Annotated in this window: 18 protein-coding genes; 14 read left to right on the top strand and 4 right to left on the bottom strand. The window is 55.3% G+C overall.

Annotation, left to right across the window (positions count from 1 at the left end; genetic code table 11):
• Positions 1-2: 2 nt before the first annotated feature.
• Positions 3-242: a hypothetical protein gene (locus tag F6Y09_RS12745; protein ID WP_152207301.1), complete on the bottom strand. Its 240-nt coding sequence runs from the start codon at positions 240-242 to the stop codon at positions 3-5.
• Here F6Y09_RS12745 and gspE point away from each other — a divergent pair.
• The 11 genes from gspE to gorA are packed head-to-tail and all read left to right on the top strand — an operon-like array spanning position 235 to position 10103.
• The gene (gene gspE / locus F6Y09_RS12750; RefSeq protein ID WP_152207302.1) at positions 235-1740 is read left to right on the top strand and encodes a type II secretion system ATPase GspE; all 1506 of its coding nucleotides are present in this window, start codon (positions 235-237) and stop codon (positions 1738-1740) included. The two genes, F6Y09_RS12745 and gspE, sit on opposite strands and share 8 nt — an antisense overlap.
• 3 nt (positions 1741-1743) lie before the next feature.
• Complete coding sequence (gspF, locus tag F6Y09_RS12755; protein ID WP_152207303.1) at positions 1744-2955, top strand: type II secretion system inner membrane protein GspF; 1212 nt, start codon at positions 1744-1746, stop codon at positions 2953-2955.
• A gap of 43 nt (positions 2956-2998) precedes the next feature.
• The gene (gene gspG, locus F6Y09_RS12760; RefSeq protein WP_152207451.1) at positions 2999-3436 is read left to right on the top strand and encodes a type II secretion system major pseudopilin GspG; all 438 of its coding nucleotides are present in this window, start codon (positions 2999-3001) and stop codon (positions 3434-3436) included.
• Positions 3437-3442: 6 nt separating this feature from the next.
• A complete protein-coding gene (gspH, locus tag F6Y09_RS12765) occupies positions 3443-3973 on the top strand; it encodes a type II secretion system minor pseudopilin GspH (protein ID WP_152207304.1) in 531 nt (176 codons plus the stop codon).
• Between the two features lie 8 nt (positions 3974-3981).
• Complete coding sequence (gene gspI, locus F6Y09_RS12770) at positions 3982-4374, top strand: type II secretion system minor pseudopilin GspI (RefSeq protein ID WP_152207305.1); 393 nt, start codon at positions 3982-3984, stop codon at positions 4372-4374.
• Complete coding sequence (gene gspJ, locus F6Y09_RS12775) at positions 4371-5144, top strand: type II secretion system minor pseudopilin GspJ (RefSeq protein ID WP_152207306.1); 774 nt, start codon at positions 4371-4373, stop codon at positions 5142-5144. Before gspI ends, gspJ begins: the two co-directional genes overlap by 4 nt.
• Positions 5141-6142, top strand: coding sequence for a type II secretion system minor pseudopilin GspK (gene gspK / locus F6Y09_RS12780; RefSeq protein WP_246180521.1), 1002 nt, complete (start codon positions 5141-5143; stop codon positions 6140-6142). Before gspJ ends, gspK begins: the two co-directional genes overlap by 4 nt.
• 18 nt (positions 6143-6160) lie before the next feature.
• A complete protein-coding gene (gene gspL, locus F6Y09_RS12785; protein WP_152207307.1) occupies positions 6161-7465 on the top strand; it encodes a type II secretion system protein GspL in 1305 nt (434 codons plus the stop codon).
• A gap of 1 nt (position 7466) precedes the next feature.
• Complete coding sequence (gene gspM, locus F6Y09_RS12790) at positions 7467-7991, top strand: type II secretion system protein GspM (protein ID WP_152207308.1); 525 nt, start codon at positions 7467-7469, stop codon at positions 7989-7991.
• Between the two features lie 46 nt (positions 7992-8037).
• Entirely contained in the window at positions 8038-8706 is a 669-nt protein-coding gene (locus F6Y09_RS12795; protein WP_152207309.1) for a GNAT family N-acetyltransferase, read from the top strand.
• Positions 8707-8738: 32 nt separating this feature from the next.
• Positions 8739-10103: a glutathione-disulfide reductase gene (gene gorA / locus F6Y09_RS12800; RefSeq protein ID WP_152207310.1), complete on the top strand. Its 1365-nt coding sequence runs from the start codon at positions 8739-8741 to the stop codon at positions 10101-10103.
• Here gorA and F6Y09_RS12805 read toward each other — a convergent pair.
• Genes F6Y09_RS12805 through F6Y09_RS12815 form a run of 3 tightly spaced genes read right to left on the bottom strand, consistent with a single transcriptional unit; the run spans position 10100 to position 15108 of the window.
• A complete protein-coding gene (locus F6Y09_RS12805; protein ID WP_152207311.1) occupies positions 10100-12064 on the bottom strand; it encodes an ATP-binding protein in 1965 nt (654 codons plus the stop codon). The genes gorA and F6Y09_RS12805 overlap by 4 nt on opposite strands.
• Positions 12061-13056, bottom strand: coding sequence for an ABC transporter substrate-binding protein (locus tag F6Y09_RS12810; RefSeq protein ID WP_152207312.1), 996 nt, complete (start codon positions 13054-13056; stop codon positions 12061-12063). The genes F6Y09_RS12805 and F6Y09_RS12810 overlap by 4 nt, the downstream gene beginning before the upstream one ends.
• A 48-nt stretch (positions 13057-13104) precedes the next feature.
• A complete protein-coding gene (locus tag F6Y09_RS12815) occupies positions 13105-15108 on the bottom strand; it encodes a TonB-dependent receptor plug domain-containing protein (protein WP_246180522.1) in 2004 nt (667 codons plus the stop codon).
• A 225-nt stretch (positions 15109-15333) separates the two neighbouring features.
• On the opposite strand from F6Y09_RS12815, the gene F6Y09_RS12820 reads away from it, so the two are divergent.
• From F6Y09_RS12820 to sorU, 3 genes are all read left to right on the top strand, one after another.
• On the top strand, positions 15334-16026 hold the full coding sequence (locus F6Y09_RS12820) for a J domain-containing protein (protein WP_152207314.1): 693 nt from the start codon (positions 15334-15336) through the stop codon (positions 16024-16026).
• A 157-nt stretch (positions 16027-16183) separates the two neighbouring features.
• Entirely contained in the window at positions 16184-17413 is a 1230-nt protein-coding gene (sorT, locus tag F6Y09_RS12825) for a SorT family sulfite dehydrogenase catalytic subunit (protein WP_484502623.1), read from the top strand.
• A gap of 60 nt (positions 17414-17473) precedes the next feature.
• Positions 17474-17791: a SorU family sulfite dehydrogenase c-type cytochrome subunit gene (sorU, locus tag F6Y09_RS12830; protein ID WP_152207316.1), complete on the top strand. Its 318-nt coding sequence runs from the start codon at positions 17474-17476 to the stop codon at positions 17789-17791.
• Positions 17792-17822: the final 31 nt, after the last annotated feature.

The raw sequence follows: 17822 nt of genomic DNA on the forward strand, positions 1-17822 counted from the left end.
AACTACAATGTAGCAGATTTAAGTGCAGTATAGGGGGCCTGTTTTGCAGATATCAGGTATCGCATGGTAGTCATTTTTGACGTTTTTTCCAGACCGTATTGCAGCGGCGTTGAAAATTGCTCGCTTTGTCCTGTCGAAATGACGGTTTGCCAGTCTTTTTTTGCCTTGCTGTGGTAGCCTCTGCAAAAGTGTTTTTCAACAAAGCCCTGACGGGTGAAATGGACGAGGATTACGTTGACCACAGAATCTGATCTCCAGCTGCAGGATGCCCCGCTGGGTCGTTTACCTTTTACGTTTGCCAAACGCAACGGTGTAATCCTGACCAGGGATGATCGCGGTGAGCCGATTGTTCTGGTGCGGCCTGGCGCAGTGCACTCGGCATTGGCGGAAGCCAATCGGGTCAGTGGCGGCCGTGCGCGTTTTTCCCCCATCGATCCGGGTGCTTTTGACGAAGCCCTCAATGCGGCCTACCAGAATGATTCTACCGAAGCCATGCAGATGGTCGAAGGCATTGGCGATGATATGGACCTCGCATCACTGGCGGATTCGGTGCCTGAAACCGCGGATCTTCTGGAGCAGGAAGACGACGCGCCGATCATTCGTTTGATCAACGCCATTCTTACGGAGGCTGTCAAATCCAGCGCCTCGGACGTTCACATTGAAACCTATGAGAAACGGCTGGTGGTGCGATTCCGGGTCGATGGCGTATTGCGCGAAGTGGTTCAGCCGAAACGGGCATTGGCACCCTTGTTGGTGTCGCGAATCAAGGTTATGGCCAAGCTGGATATCGCCGAAAAGCGGGTGCCTCAGGACGGCCGCATTTCATTGCGGGTCGCCGGGCGGGAAGTAGACATTCGGGTATCCACCATGCCGTCATCCAATGGTGAGCGCATCGTACTTCGTTTACTGGATAAACAGGCGGGAAACATTCGGCTGGAATCTCTGGGCATGGCGCCGCGGGACCTCAAAAGCCTTCGTAAGATGATTCACCGGCCTTACGGCATTCTTCTGGTCACCGGCCCGACCGGTTCTGGTAAGTCGACCTCGCTGTATGCCGGTTTGCAGGAAATCAATGACCGCAGCCGCAACATTCTTACCGTTGAAGACCCTATCGAATACAACCTTCCCGGGATTGGCCAGACTCAGGTTAACCCGAAGGTAGATATGACGTTTGCCCGGGGCTTGCGGGCTATCCTGCGCCAAGATCCTGATGTGGTGATGATCGGTGAGATCCGTGATCTCGAGACCGCTGAAATCGCGGTTCAGGCCAGTCTTACAGGACACCTCGTGTTATCCACCCTGCACACCAATACTGCGGTTGGTGCGATTACCCGTTTGATGGATATGGGCATTGAACCCTTCCTGATCTCGTCCAGCCTGGTGGGTATCGTAGCCCAGCGCCTGGTCCGTGTTCTGTGTCATGACTGCAAGGAACCTTACACACCGTCTGAAGAACAATGCGAATTCCTCCAGCAGGACACTGCGGCAGCGCCGACCATTTATCGCGCTACCGGCTGTGATATTTGCAATCATCTGGGGTACCGGGGCCGTATCGGTATCTATGAAGTGGTGGAGGTCTCGGAGGAGCTGAGTTCGTTGATTCACAAGCGCGCTGGAGAGCTTGAACTCGAGCACGAAGCCCGAAAATCTGGCCCCAGCATTCACTCGGATGGCGTAACCAAAATTCTGGATGGCGTCACCACCATGGAAGAAGTTCTCAGAGTGACTCACCGGAGCTAAGCAATGCCCGCATTTGACTACAAGGCTCTGGACGCGCGAGGCAAGCAGAAACACGGCGTGCTGGAAGCGGACAGCCCGCGCGCTGTCCGGCAGCAGTTGAGGGAAAAAGGCCTGGCGCCACTGGCGGTGGAGCCCGCCGCCGAAAAGCGGACCAAAGCCAGCCCACTCAGTAGCCGCGGTACTCTCAGTGCGGCCGACCTGGCATTGATGACCCGCCAGCTGGCAACGCTGATACAGTCGGGCATTCCCATTGAGCAATCCTTGTCAGCCACGGCACAACAATCTGATAAGCCCCGCATCAAAGGCATGCTGATTGCTATCCGCGCCAAGGTGATGGAGGGTTATACCCTGGCCGACAGTCTGGGCGAATTTCCCCGCGCGTTTCCCCGGCTATACCGGTCCACAGTGGCAGCCGGCGAGCATGCAGGCCATCTTGATCTGGTGCTGAACCGGCTGGCGGATTACACCGAGAGCAGGCAAGAGGCGCGGCAGAAAATCCAGCTGGCGGCCATCTACCCGATGATCCTGAGTTTCGTGGCGATTGCGATCGTGGTTTTCCTGCTCACCTACGTGGTGCCGGACATCATTGAAGTGTTCGTCAAACAAGGCCAGGAGTTGCCAGCACTAACCCAGGGCATGCTGGTCATGTCGGAATTTCTCGGTAGTTACGGTGTCTACCTTTTTATCGGCATTGTACTGGCCGTGGTTTTTTTCCGGTGGTCATTGCGCAAAGAGTCCAACCGGTTGCGGTTTCACCGCATGCTGCTGCATATGCCCCTGTTTTCGGGGATGGTGAGGGGGGTCAATACCGCTCGCTACGCCAGTACATTGAGCATATTGACGACCAGTGGCGTGCCGCTGGTTGAAGCCATGCGCATAGCGGGGGAAGTGCTTTCGAACGATTTTTTGCGCCTGGAACTACGGGGCGCAGCCCAGCGGGTGAGTGAAGGCGGCAGTCTGCACCGCTCGCTGGACCAGACTGGGTACTTTCCCCCGATGATGTTGCATATGATCGCCAGCGGCGAAGCCAGCGGTGAGCTGGACAGCATGCTGGAGCGAACAGCCAGGATGCAGGAAAATACCCTGCAGGCCAAAATCGCTGCCATTGTCGGTCTGTTCGAGCCGATGATGCTGTTGATCATGGGTGTCGTTGTACTGATTATTGTGCTGGCTATCATGTTACCCATACTGAATATGAGTAATCTTGTAGGCTAGGGCGTTCCATTTTTAATCTAAAGGAAAACAGAGAACCAAGATGATGAAACACGCAACAGCACAACGCGGCTTTACCCTGATCGAAATCATGGTGGTCATGGTAATTCTCGGTCTTCTTGTCGCCATCGTGGCACCCAACATCATGGGGCGCAGTGACCAGGCCCGGGTCACCGTCGCCAAAACCCAGATGAGCAACATTGCCAATGCGCTTGATCTGTACCGACTCGACAACAGCCACTATCCCTCGACGCAGCAGGGCCTTGAGGCTTTGGTTTCCGAGCCTGGCGGCAGTCCCGAGCCGCGCAACTGGAACCCGGACGGTTATCTGAAAAGCGTACCGGAAGACCCCTGGGGCCGGGATTACGAATACATCAGCCCGGGCTCCAACGGTCCCTATGATCTGTATTCCTACGGTTCCGATGGACAGGAAGGTGGTGATGGGGATGCTGCCGATATCAGTGTCTGGGATCCCGAGGGCTGATCTTCCGTGCAACTCAGGCGACCAATATCGGGTTTTACCCTGATCGAGATTCTGGTTGTCCTCATTGTGGTGGGGTTGCTGGCAGCCCTTGCCATTGTAAATCTCGGCGGCGGCACTCAACGGCGGGAGCTGGAGAATACCGTTCGTGAATTATACCTGCTGATGCAGACTGCTTCGGAGCAGGCCATTCTCAATAATCAGGAACTGGGCCTGATTCTCGACGATGATGCCTATAGATTCGTCGTTTTCAATGATCAGAGCGGACGCTGGGCAGGGCAATCCGAGCGTCTGTTCCGGGCCCGCACGCTTCCGGAGTGGGCAGAGGTCACGCCTTTTATAGAAAGTGACGTCCCCAGGCTGGCCAGCGCCGAAGATGAGCTCAGACCCGGTATTGTGTTTTTCTCAAGCGGTGAGACCACCCCCTTCGAGCTGGAATTTTCCATCGGTCAGCAACGGGATGCTCTGCACCGGTTGCAGTCTGATGGCCTGGATGCCATCGAATGGATCGGCCCTGGACAGGAGCAGAACGTCCTGTGAATTGCAGCATGCCGTTTCCCCGCCGCCCTTCAGCCGGCTTCACGCTGATCGAAGTTCTGATTGCCTTGTTGGTGTTCGGCCTTATTGCTGGCGCCGCGTCTGAAGTGGGCAGCCAGTACATCAACAGCTATGAGCGCATCCGTGATAAAACCCTGGCCGCCTGGATTGCTGAAAATCGCATGAACGAATTACGACTCAGCGAAGAATTTCCAGGCGTCGGGGAGAACGCCAATGAGCTGGATTATGGCGAGTATCGCTGGCTCGTGATCTCGGAGGTGATTGATACAGAAGAGCCCACGATCCGCCGTGTGGAGGTCACTGTTGAGCGCTTTATGGGCATCGGCGATGAATCCAGGCCGGTCCACACGCTCTCGGGCTTTATCGGAGAATTGGGCCGATGACTCATCCACCCAGGCTTCGCACGCAGTCCGGCTTCACTCTGATGGAAGTATTGATTGCCGTCACGATCACGGCGGTCATAGGCCTTGGGGTCTGGCAGGTGATATCCAGTGTGATCATCTCACGGGACAGGGTTGACGAGGTAGCGACAGACTTCGAGGGTTTACAGAAAGCATTTCTGCTGATGAGTCGGGATATTACCCAGGTGGTTAATCGTCCTGTGCGTAACATCTACGGTGATTTTGCTCCAGCCTTGAGCAGTCGGGACGATGCCTACGAGCTGGTAATGACCCGCCAGGGCTGGCGTAACCCCCTTGGTTCCAGGCGCAGCGAGCTGCAGCGCAGTGCCTATGAATACACCGGGGAGGAACTGCGACGCCGGTATTGGGTGATGGTGGATCAAGGTCAGGAAGAAGAGAGCCGAGACCAGCTGTTGTTGTCAGACATCACGGAGTTCGAGATTCGTTTTATGAATGCCGAACGGGACTGGGTAGACGAGTGGCCGCCGGAAAACACGGACAGTACGGCAGGGGACGGTCAATCGAGTGCGCCCCGGCTGCCGTTGCCTCTGGGCATCGAAATATCCCTCACCCATGAGCGATTCGGAGAGCTGACGCGGCTTTATACACTGCCGGATTTCGACGTGGATGGAGCTCAGGGTGCGGTTGCGCAATTCAATCAGGAGCTCGAAACTCCGGCGGATGATTTGGAGGAAGAGCCAGGTGATGACACCTCGCAACCGCCTGCCGAGCAACCGGTGAACCCGCAATGATGATGCCTCACCCAGGTGCTAGACAAAGCGGTGTTGCCCTGATTATGGTATTGCTGGCCATGACGTTGATTGTGATGCTGGCCACGGGAATGACAAAACACCAAAGCGTAAGGGTGTATAAGGCCGGTCACTACCTCGCCCAGAACCAGGGCTACAGCATCGCGTTGGGCGCGGAGGCCTTCGCAAAGCAGATTCTGTTCAGGGACTTCGAGGAAGACAAGGAAAACAACCTCTTTGTCGATAGTCCGGACGAGTTCTGGGCGCGATATTCCGCCTTGCTGCCGCTGGATGATGGCATTGTCGAGATTCAGGTCGACGATCTGGGGGGCCGGATCAATCTCAATGACCTGGTGGATTCATCCGGCGCGGTCAATGAGTTGGCTCGTGATCGCCTTGAGCAACTGTTTGTGGTGCTGGGCCTCACCAACCTCAACGTCAATGTAGTGATCGACTGGATTGACGCAAACGATCAGACGGTCAATGCTTACGGCGCCGAAGACGGCCAGTACCTGATGCAGGATCCGCCGTATCGGGCGGCCAATCAGCCCTTTCAGAGTGTAAGTGAACTCAGGCTACTTGAAGGTATTACCGAGGAAGAATATCAGGCTTTGATGCCACACGTAGCAGCGCTGCCGGTGGCGGGGCTCGGTATCAATGTTAATATGGCGACCGGGCCGGTGTTGCAGTCGCTGCATGCTGAACTGACAGCAGCGCAGATCGAATCTGTGTTGTTGCAACGCCAGGAAGAAAGGTTTGAGAACATCCAGGATTTTCTGGCGTTACCGGAATTTGCCGGGCTGGGACTCAAGCCTCAGGGGCTTGTTCTTCAAACCCGATTTTTTGAGGTTGCCTCACGAATTACTTACGATGACCGCTCGGTAAACCTGGTTAGTACGGTGTTCCGCAGCCCAACCGGTGAGTTGTCAACCGTCAGCCGGGATACCGGCCAGAAGAACCGAATTACCAAAGAACGTTTCGGCGTTACTGAGGGTTCCTGAACCAAGGACGTCACAGTTATGTTTTACCGCCTTTATGTCCGGCCGGTACCACCGTTTGCGGACCTGATCAATGAACCCGAGAACCAGATTTTCAACTGGGTGCTGGTCGATGCCAGTGGCGATGCGCAAGCTCAGGGAACCACCGATACCCGAGAGCACATCGAACAGACGCTGGCTCAGAATGCGTTGGATCATGTTCGGCTGATCGGTTTGATCCCCGGAGAAGAAGTCTTGTTCTGTTTTGCGGATATTCCGGCAAAACAGGCCAGGTTTGTTCGCCAGGCGTTGCCGTTTGCTGTGGAAGAGCAGCTCGCGCAGGATATCAGCACAATGCATCTGGCTCTTGGCAACCGGGAAGACAAAGGTTTTCGGGTCGCCGCTATTGATCATCAGAGGATGGGGCTGTGGTCGGAACTGTTCACCGACTGGTTTCATGCCCGGTTGGAGGCAATTTATCCGGATGCGTCTTTGCTTCCCGTCAGCGAGCATGACTGGGCAATTTGTCTCGACGGCGACAGCGCCTTGCTTTCAAACCAGCGCGGTGAGTGGCTGAAAATGCAGGTCGGAAACCTGATGATGTTCGCCGACACCCTGGCCATGCCGCCGGATGACGAGGTGGTAACACAAGTTCGGGTGGCGGCCTACGGTACCCGGGAGGATTTGCACGCCCAGGCTCCGGTACTGAAAAACCTTCAGAGTTCTGGTCGCCTGGCGGTGAGTTTGCAGACCCTGGAGCTGATGCCGCTGGAATTGCTGGTACACGCCCACCATCATCATCTCTGTTCACCGATAAATCTGTGTCAGGGCACTTATGCCCTGAGCGGGGACGGCAACAGCACATTGCGGGCCTGGCGTCCGGCCATTGCAGTGGCATGCCTGTGGTTTTTACTGCAAGTTGGCGTGGAAGCCGGTATGGGTATTTATTACAACCAGCAGGCAGATGAGCTCCGTAACCAGGCTATGGCTATGTATCGGCAGGTGTTTCCCAACGATCGCCAGACTCATGCAGGAAATGTCCGGCGTGTTCTGGAAGGCCAACTCCGGCTCGCCCAACAGCAGGGCCCGAATGCGGATTTTCTGGCGTTAATGAAGCAGGCGGGGCATCAGTATTCCATCCTGCCAGGCAAGGAAAGCGTTGAATTCAATACGGTGAACTACAGCCGGTCCAGAGGGCAGCTTGTAGTCGATCTACGGGCAGACAGCTTCGCCAGGCTGAGCGCTCTTCGTAATGGCATTTCCGGTAGCGGACTGAACGCTGAAATTGGCTCAGTGGTAAACGAATCCAGCGGTGCCCGTGGCCGCCTTACGATTTCAGGAGGCTGATATGCTGGCCAAGCTCACTGAACATCCATCAGTCCAGAAACTGGTGGCCCAGTTTGATCAGTTGCCACGTCGGGATCAGCAGGCGTTAGTCGCTTTGACCGTCGCGGTTTTTCTGTTCATTATCTACTTCGCGATTTGGCGGCCAGTGTCCACCTTCCATGATGAAGCCGCCAGCGCGCGGGAAAATGCTGCGGAGCTGGTTTCCTGGATGGAGGCCAACCGGAGCACTATTCAGCAGATCGCTGCCTCCGGAACGGAGTCTTCGACGCTTTCTGAAATTACCGACGGCCGTGCATTAATGTCCACGGTCACCCGCTCCGCCAGTGAAGCCGGGTTGTCTTTGCAGCGCTTCGAACCAAGCGGGGAGAATGGCATTCGGGTGTGGTTGGAAAATGCACCCTTCAGCCAGGTTGCACTATGGCTTGAAACATTGAATAACGAATACGGCATCGCCATTGATCAGGCGGCAATGGACCGTGGCAATTCCCCAGGACAGGTGTCAGTAAGGCTGACACTGGAAATCTAATTATTTAGGTGCGGTACCGAAAAAGCGCAGGCAGCGGAGCAAAGACATGGCACACGTAAATACTGACAAGAATAACAAAGCGGAACCCGTCGTCGTCAGGTTGGATCACACGGCTCTGAGCGAGGCCAAGTCCATTCTTTATCAGGCCTACAGGCATGAACCGACGTTCCGCTATCTTTTCGACCATCGCCGCCCCGGTTATGACCAGCGCGTCCGGGCGACCATTCGCGAATTGATCAGCCTGTACTTTGAGCTCCGGCAGGAGGCGGTCGGTATCATGTTGGACGATACGCTTGTGGCGGTAGCTTTTATTGGCGACCCGGAACTCCGGCTGAATCTGACTGATCAATTAAGCTGGCGCATTCGTATGGTGCTGACCACAGGCTTCTCTTCGACCCGTCGTTATCTTGATTACCACGAACAGATCAAGGCCTTGTTGCCGCAACCGCTTGCGCATCAGCTGCCTCTGATGGGTGTGCACCCCAAATATCAGAACCGTGGCCTCGGGCGGATGATTCTGGAGGCCGTGGAACGGCTATGTGCCGAAAACTCCCGTGGTTCTGGGCTGGTTCTGGATACCGGCAACAGCCGTTACCTGCCGTTCTATGAGTCCATGGGATTTCGCAGCCTCGGCAAGATTCAGCTTGGTACTCACGAAGATTACGTATTGTTCCGTGAAGTTGGCCCCGTCATAAGCAAGGCGAGCTCAGCCTGAAGGGTCATCAAAAAGTAGTTTAAGGAGAAAAAGTGTCTGAGAACTTTGATTACGACCTGATTGTTATCGGTGCTGGTTCCGGCGGTGTTCGCCTGGCTCGCATGTCGGCCCAGCGCGGTGCCCGCGTTGCGATTATTGAATCCCGGTATCTGGGGGGCACCTGCGTTAATGTTGGCTGCGTGCCCAAAAAGCTGTTTGTTTACGGCTCCCATGTTCATGAGGATATCGAAGATGCCGCCGGTTACGGCTGGAAAATACCGAAAGAAGACGTCTCCTTTGACTGGCCCACGCTGGTCGCCAACAAGAATGCCGAGATTGAGCGCCTGAACGGAATCTACCAGCGATTGCTGGAGAACGCCGGCGTTATCATTATTGAGGGCACCGCCTCGTGCCGGGATGCTCATACCGTCGTGGTTGGTGACCAGGCCTATACGGCTGAAAATATCACCATTGCCACCGGCGGCTGGCCGGTTACCCCCGATCTGCCGGGTAAAGAATGCATTCTGAGTTCCAATGAAATGTTTTACCTGCCCCAGCTACCACGACAGGCCGTGGTTTGGGGCGGTGGTTACATTGCTGTTGAGTTCGCCGGCATCCTGGCGGGGCTCGGCGTTGAAACCACGCTGATCTATCGGGGCGATCTGTTTTTGCGCGGGTTCGATGATGATGTGCGGCAATTTACCGCCACTGAACTGCGCAAAAAAGGTATCGATCTGAAGTTTGGTGTCACCATTGAATCAGTTCAGCTCGAAGGACCGCATTATCAGGTGGAGTTGTCTGACGGCACCTCCATTACCACCGGACTTGTGATGGCAGCCACAGGCCGACGTGCGTTGATAGATGGGCTTGGCCTGGAGGAGTTAGGAGTTCAGTTGAATGCGTCTGGTCACATCGTGGTCGATGATCACTTTCAGACCGCCGTTCCATCCATTTCTGCGCTTGGGGACGTTATCGGCACTCCTCAGCTGACGCCGGTTGCGCTCGCCCAGGGCATGGTGCTTTCGCGCAGATTGTTTGGTGATGGTAAGGGTGAGATGGATTACCGCTGTATTCCAACCGCCGTGTTCTGCCAACCGAATATAGGCACCGTCGGGCTAACGGAATCGGAAGCTTGCCAGTCCCACGGCAAGCTCAGGATTTACCGGTCAGAGTTCAAACCCATGAAACACACCATGAGTGGCCGGGACGAGCGCAGCTTGATGAAACTGATTGTTGAGGATGAGACCGACAAGGTTCTGGGCGCTCATATGGTAGGTCCCGATGCCGGAGAGATACTGCAGGGAATTGCAGTCGCCATGAAGGCAGGCGCAACCAAAGCTGATTTCGATAGCACCATCGGTATCCACCCAACGTCGGCGGAAGAATTCGTGACTATGCGTGAGCCCGTGGCAAGTTAAAGATGGAGCCATCGGCTCAGGACGGTTCGCAAATTTTCCTTCCTGACCGGCTTTGCCAGGTAATCGTTCATTCCCGCTTCGTGGCAAGCGGCTTCGGTGTCTGGCAAAGCATCCGCGGTTAACGCGATGATGGGGGTAAACCTGAGTCCGGTGGCAACCTCCCACTCACGAATGGAACGGGTAGCTTCAAATCCGTCCATTACCGGCATATGACAGTCCATCAGGATAACCTCATAGTTATCCTGATTGGCCCGCACACGATCCAACGCCTGTTGGCCATTATCGACGGCGTCAGTTTCAAAACCCAGACGCGTCAACAGTGCCGTGGCTACACGCTGATTGACAGGATTATCTTCAACGACCAGGGCGCGGGCCGGCGAACGGTGTTCTGGGGCAGGGGCCGGCTCAGGTAGCAAGATCTTTCTCGCTGGTGGAGCGTCTATGGACTCGGCGATCTCGAATGGCAGTTCAAATCTGAAGGACGAGCCCATTCCAAGGTCCGTTTCCACCCGTATGTGACCGCCCATCAATTCCACCAGGCGCTGCACCAATGCCAGGCCAATGCCGGTACCCCCGTGTTGGCGGGAGTGGGAACTGTCCAGCTGCTCGAAGCTGTTGAACATTTCTTTCATTCTTTCGCTGGGAATACCGGCACCGGAATCCTTCACTTCGCAGTTCAGAATCATGCAGCCATCCTCCAGAGTCACCCATTCACTGGTGATGGTAACGTCGCCTTCATCGGTAAACTTGATGGCGTTGTCCAGCAGGCATGCAATCACCTGTCTCAGCCGGGGTGCATCCCCGCGGACAAGGGCAGCCGGTTGCGGCCAGAGTCCCTCGAAATGTGCAGCCAGTGTCAGGCCCTGTTGATCGGCCGGGTGCCGGAACGTGGCCGTGCAATTTACGATCAGCTCCCTGAGATCGAACTTCTGAAAATCAAGCACCAGTTTGCCCCGATCTACCCGGGAGAAGTCCAGAATGTCGCTTATAACGGTCAACAGATCCTCGGTGGACCGTCTCGCGGTGGTCAGGTAGTCCCGTTGTCGATCGGTCAATGGTTCTTCGGTGACCAGTTCAAGCATTGCGAGAACACCGTTAAGAGGGGTCCTTAGCTCATGGCTCATTACTGCCAGGAATTCGGATTTAGCCAGGTTGGCAGTCTCGGCCCGCTCCCGGGCATTTTCCGAGATTGCGAGCGTCTGGTCCCGAGAGACTTTCAGGTTAGCCAAATGTTCAGATAGCGCGTTGAGGTTCCGTTCCAGCTCCACAAATTCGGCAGATGTACCTCTGTGGCTGATCTGGGTCGGATGGTATTCCCGCCTCATCAGGTCTTGCACCCGCTTGGACAGCCCTCTGACGGGTTCTATGATGCGGGTAAGCATCTGGTTGACCACCAGGAGGGTAAAGACCAGCAAGGCCATACCCAGCCCCAGGGAGCTCCAGATAATATCGCTGCGTCGCACCTCCAGCCGGCGGTCCGATACGCCGACTTCAACGGTCCCCACCCGCAGGGCACCGGAACCCAGGTTGTAATCGGGCTCGAGCCAGTCGATACGGTCATCACTTTGCATGGTCAAAGGTTGCTGGAGTATCTCGGATTCGAATATCTGGACGCGGTTTTCTACTTCGACTGCCTCATCGCCGTTCTCCCTTGAGGCAAAGCCGACCTGATTTCCCATGACATCGACCACACGGATCCATTCCACATCACTGCGTCGCATGGATTGTTGCAGTATCTGGTCAAGTGCCTGTTCATTGCCGGAAACCACCGCGTACTCAACGGCAGGGCCAAGGTTGTCCGCAAGCACCTGGCTGCTGTTGTAAATGTCTTTTCTGGCGTCATCCAGTCTGGCTGACGTGAAAAATGTCATCAGTACCAGAAACATCACGATCGCCGGTAGAGCCCCCAGCCAAAGTAACTGACGACTGAGAGAACGGCGGCCCCGGTTAGTCGGCGTCATTGAGGAACTCCTTGCGACAGCTCACTGAGCCGCTCTTTCAAGCGGGCTTCAAGGGTGCCCGGGGCTGGCACGGGAATGTTCAGGGAACGGGCAACCTGATCGTTGACCGCAACGGCGAAATCCTGAGGGTAGGCCGGGGGCAATAAACTCCCCGTGGCCCTGTATACTGCTATTTGCTCGCCGACATCAGCAGCAACGATGGGGAGTGGGATGTATGTTGAAGCCAGCGCCCCCGCCCGGACAAAGGCACGATCCGGACCGATGACAATTCTGTTTCTACGATAGGCGGTCAACAGAATGTGCTTGATTGTTCTCGGGTTAAAAATCATTTCGTCCGGGGCCGCCAAAAGAAAATCGCCATAGCTCAGGGCCCTGGACAAGGTGGGAATCAATGCATCATTACTGTCGACGGGAAATACTCGTAACTCGAGGCTGAACCGCGCCAGTGATTCAATCAACGAATCGTAGGTTGCTTCCATACCGGGCCGGGCCAGCGCTGCAATGCGTGTGGCCTGGGGTAGAATCAGGTGACCAAGAAGAGCTTGCTGGAGCAAGGGCAAATCATTGTAAATGGCAGATCTGACCCCGCCCGGTCGGTCCCGATAACCGGAGAATTGGGCTTCACTGATCATCAGGGCCAGTGTTGGCGGGCTCGGCCGTTGCTGCTGTATTTGACTTAGTGCACTGGAACCCAGGGTAATCACGAGGGCATCGGGCCGGGCAAGGCTGCGATCCTCGGTATAGGTTCTGATATCGGCACCATCTCCGATTTCGCGGCTAAGCAGACTGATGAAGTGTGCGTTAAATGCGGTATTGGCGGAACCGGCGACCAGAATGGGGGTTTCCGCCAATCCGGTGTTGCTGTCATTGCCGGAGTCCTGGGCTACGACGGGCTGTGGGCTGATCAGTAACGAGCAGATAATCAACCAGACCAGCCAGGTCAGCCAGTCCCATTTCGCCTGTGGTGGGAACTCATTAAACGCTCGAATCATACCAGCCCTGGTTTGGTCTCCGGTTTTTCATAAGCGGCATGGACGCTTTCAGAATCGGAGCCCGCCTTCAACGAAAAACTGGTTTCTGTCCCTGATTATATTGTTCTGGCTCAGGATCGGATTGCTGTTCATATAGTGTTGAAAAACAACCGCTACTTCATAGCTCAGTCTAGGCCTGTAGACACTTTTTACCAATCTTAAGTCCAGCCGTTCGAAGGGGCCGGTTTTGAACTCATCGGCAAAATAATACGCAGCGGCTGAAGAAATGTCGTAATCATAGCGTTGAATCCAGGCGAGGCTGCCTGAATGCCGGACTGTAAGACGACTCTCTAGTTGGATGAAATCCCTTTCCTCACCAACAGTGGCTTTTGGAACACCACGGTATTCGCCGTCCTGGTCCATGTAGGCGTAAGTCGCCCGGAACTGACTTGAGGGGAATTCCATGGATGCTTCTACTTCAAAGCCCTGTTGATCCAGAGCGATATTATTGTCGAGGTCCCATTCGTCAATTATCAGATAACCGCTGATAACGTCCCTTAAATGATCGTAGAAATACCTGAGCTCTGTGGAAAGGAGCCCACCGGCCAAACGATATTGGCTAAAATAGCTGATTTCACGGGAAATAATTCGCTCTTCCCTAAGGGTTCCGGGGGCCTGGAATTGGGGGCCAACCCGCTGTCCCTCGAAGCCTCCGTACAAGGCTGCCGGCTCTACGTTTGTGGCTCGATAGCCCCAGTCAGCGCGTTGTTCGAAAGCATCCGGTGTCCTTACTGCTTTGGAAAACACGAATCGCAAGGTGTGATCTTGTGCGAGTTGAAAATTCGCTGCCAGCCTCGGCGAGAAGAATGTGTCGTCCAGGCCGGTGGTTTTCTCCCAGTTACCGCCAGCATTGAAGGTTAACCAATCGACCGGAGTGTACTCAAGGTTGGCGAATAGTCGTGCCTGATAGGTACTGCCTTTGCCGTTGAAAAAGGTATCGGATTCGAACCGGTCCTCTCGGTAACCGGCTCCAGACACCAGCCTCGTGCGTGGCGATAGCGTCAGCGTATCCTGGACTTCAAATTCGAGACGGGATTCTTCCATATCCTGATTGGTGTGCGCACACAGCGGGGGCGTGCCCGGAGGGGCGCCAGCTATCGCGGTCAGGTCGGCGCAGGTTTGCCAGCGTTGGCGACGATTGTAATTCTGATAGGCGACCTGGACGTGGAAGAAGTGTTCATTCGACAGTATCGTGTTCCACCGGGTTTGCAGGTAGTAATCATCCACGATGATGTTTGGATCATTTTGTGCTCCGAAGTCCTCCCCCAGGCGCAGTTTGTCCTCTTCATCAATGCCATCGGTGATGCCGGCTCGAAAGTCCAGTGACTGACTGGTTCCGAATTCCTGGGTAGCGTCATAGTTGAAATGGTTGAATTCGTAGCCATTATTAAAGGGGGGAGGGGTCCTTCTGTCATTAGCCTCGGCTGACTGCTCATCGAACCCGTCGTCCTCGCGCCGCTGATACGACAGCCGCCAGTTGAAGTCATCCACGGCATCGGCAACGGACCCATAATGGTCCCGGTGGCCACCGCTGCCTATGGTGCTGTGTAGTTGCACACCCTGACTGTCAGCAGGAGAGCGGGTGATGATGTTGATGGTTCCCAGAAAGGCGTTGATACCATAGGCGGCGGCGTTAGGCCCACGGCTGATTTCAATGCGCTCAATTGCTCCGATCGCCACTGGCATGGTGTTCCATTCTACACCGGCAAGACTTGGCTGGTAGGCGGTGCGACCGTCGATCTGCACTTGCAGTCGTCGTTGATCAAAAGCAACAGTGCCGTGGTAGCTGGTCACCGGTTTATTGCTGCCAACGTAAGCGACGGTCATACCGGGCACCAGACGGAACACCTCAACCAGGTTGAGGATGCCCAGGTCTCGAATAAGATCGCCCTGAATAATAGTGGTGCTGCCGGGCACCTTTGATTTGGGCTGCCGGAGCCTTGTGGTGGTGAGCACCTCGGGAACAGGGGAGTCGAAGAGAAAAGAATATCCCTGGTCGAAATCCTGACCCAACGGGTCACCACAGACTGGCGTAGCCGCCAAAACGGGTAATAAGCTAAAGACCAGTGTTCGATGAGCAGATCGTAACGAGATAATGGGCGCTATAGACATGATTCGGGTTTTATAATGTAGATATGGTTGGCATGATTAACTTAGCTTAATCTTTAAGACGTTGTAAGCCTCTGGCCAAGAATTTCTTGGGTAGAGACGCCTCAGGCAGATACGGAGTGTGATTGAATGAACTGTTGGGAAGTACTTGGAATAGAACCGACCCGGGATCGAGCCGTCATAGACGAAGCTTTTGAACGGCAGCAGAAGTTCGCTTCCCAGGGCGATCAGACGTTGTTGGAAAATGCCTACCGGCAAGCGCTATCGGACACCGACCAGGCTCCCGACCGCCCAGCCGTTGAAGAGCAAACCGATACTTCAGCTACCATTGATCAGCCAGCTGAATCTGATGGGGATGAGTCAAACCTCGGTACAGAGGTTCGGCCGTTGACCGAAAGTGACCAAAGGGTAGTGCGGGAGACGGTCATTCAGATCCGGGCATTGCTCAACGATAGCTACCGAACGAAGGACGTTCAGGTCTGGAGAGCGATTCTCGCTGAACCACCCTCTGACCAGACTGCAATCCGGCAGCAAATAGGCGAGGCGCTTGAGAAAGAAGTCCGACCGATGGCCGAAAACGGCGCCTTCCCGCCGGAAGTGTCGCATTTTCTGGCTGACTGGTTTGGCTGGTATTCTTTGCGTGAGGTAAAGCCACCGAGTGTCTTTGATGAACCCCGACAAAGCCCTGCCGGCAGGGATGTAGGGGACGACAACTCCGGGGAAAAGCCCCAGTCAGTCAATTTTTGGCCTGCGGCCATCGGCTGGATAATCGGCCTGATAATCCTGACCAGTCTGTTTGGTGGGATGAGTGGCGGAGGCTGAAGCCTCGCGCTGCAGCTTACTAGCGCGAGGCGCCGGATTTACACCACTAAAGCAAATTGACGATATTTTGATCAGAGACTATAAGTCATAAGGATATAACGATTCCGGACTCCGGGACCGTGGTGCCACTTTAATCCCAATAAGATGGAGAAGTGCCGTGAACCACGAACCTCAATCTCTGCCTCTTACAAAGTCACCTGACAACCAGATAAACCAAAGCCGCCGTAGTCTTCTGGTGGGCAGCGCAGGCGCAATGGCCGCGGTTTCATTGCTGGGCTTTACGCCACTTGCGAAAGCGGCTGAAGCGAAAACGTTGCCAGACTACACCAGCTGGAAAGACGCCAGTGCACTCATCGTCCACAGCGCAAACACCATGGAAACTGAACGCGGGGCCATTGGTAGCGGTGTTGTGACCCCGAGTGACCGGCTTTTTGTTCGCAACAATCTGACTGCCCCAAATGAAGAGATCACCCAGGATCCGGATGCCTGGGAAGTGCACATCGAGGGAGTGAAGAACCCCCGGACTTTATCCGTGGCTGAATTAAAAAGGATAGGAGTGGAAACGCTCACGTCAGTGTTGCAGTGTTCCGGTAATGGCCGGGCGTTTTTTCCCCATGGTGCGAGCGGCACCCAGTGGGGAGTCGGCGCTGCCGGGTGCGCAATCTGGACAGGCGTGCCGTTACGAGACGTTGTGACCGAGCTTGGCGGTGTGGCGGATGGCATGAAGTACATCACCGGCACTGGCGGTGAGAAAATTCCGGACGGACTGGACCCGAAAACCGTTATGGTTGAGCGTTCGGTTCCTGTCAGGGCATTGGAAACAGCCTTGTTGGCCTGGCAACTTAACGACGAAGCCTTACCTCTGGCTCATGGCGGGCCATTGCGTCTTGTAGTGCCCGGGTACTATGGCGTCAATAACGTGAAATACGTCAAGAACCTCGCCTTCACTGAACAACAGACTGACGCCAAGATTCAGGCATCGGGGTATCGGATTCGGGATGTGGGCGTGCCGGGTGCACCCGATCAGCCTTCAATGTGGGAAATGAACGTCAAGTCCTGGGTCACCGCACCACTTGAAAGTGCCGGCAGCGGACGCACAATGATTTACGGAGTCGCCTTTGGTGGCGTGAAAGCGCTTGAAAAAGTCGAAGTCTCGACAGACGGTGGCGAGAGTTGGAAGCCGGCCCGTTTTCTGGGCCCGGACCTTGGTCCTTATGCCTGGCGCCCCTTTGTTATGGCAGCTGATTTGAGTGCCGGTGAACACCGGATCGTAAGCAAGGCGACCGATGTTGATGGTGACACTCAGCCGGAAGGCCGCACAGAAAACGAACGGGGCTATGGCCACAATGGCTGGAAGGACCACGGCGTTACCGTGAAGGTCGCGTAATCCGCCGGCAGCGTTACGATGGTTGCCTGCTTTTGCAGTGTTTATCAAGGAGTGCAGTCAATGCCGGTGAAAGGCTTGATATTTTTATGCGCGTTGCCTTTTGTTTCATTGGCGGCGATCGCCGACGAGCAGCTTGAAGCCGGTCGAAAGGTGTTTTCTGAGCAGGCCCAGCCTTCCTGCACCATCTGCCATACCCTTGCGGATGCCAATGCAGCGGGGGAGATCGGCCCCAGTCTTGACGAGCTTGGCCCGAGTGTTGAGCAGGTAAAAAAAGCAGTCACGGGGGGTGTAGGGATTATGCCCGCCTACGAGGGATCTCTCACCCCTGAGCAAATCAGCGCAGTTGCCCACTATGTTGCAACGATAACGTCGAAGTAACGGGTTAAGGTGCTGATGACCTGGGTCAAGC

Origin of the sequence: Marinobacter changyiensis (genome assembly GCF_009193265.1) — a bacterium.
GTDB classification, from domain to species: Bacteria; Pseudomonadota; Gammaproteobacteria; order Pseudomonadales; family Oleiphilaceae; genus Marinobacter; species Marinobacter changyiensis.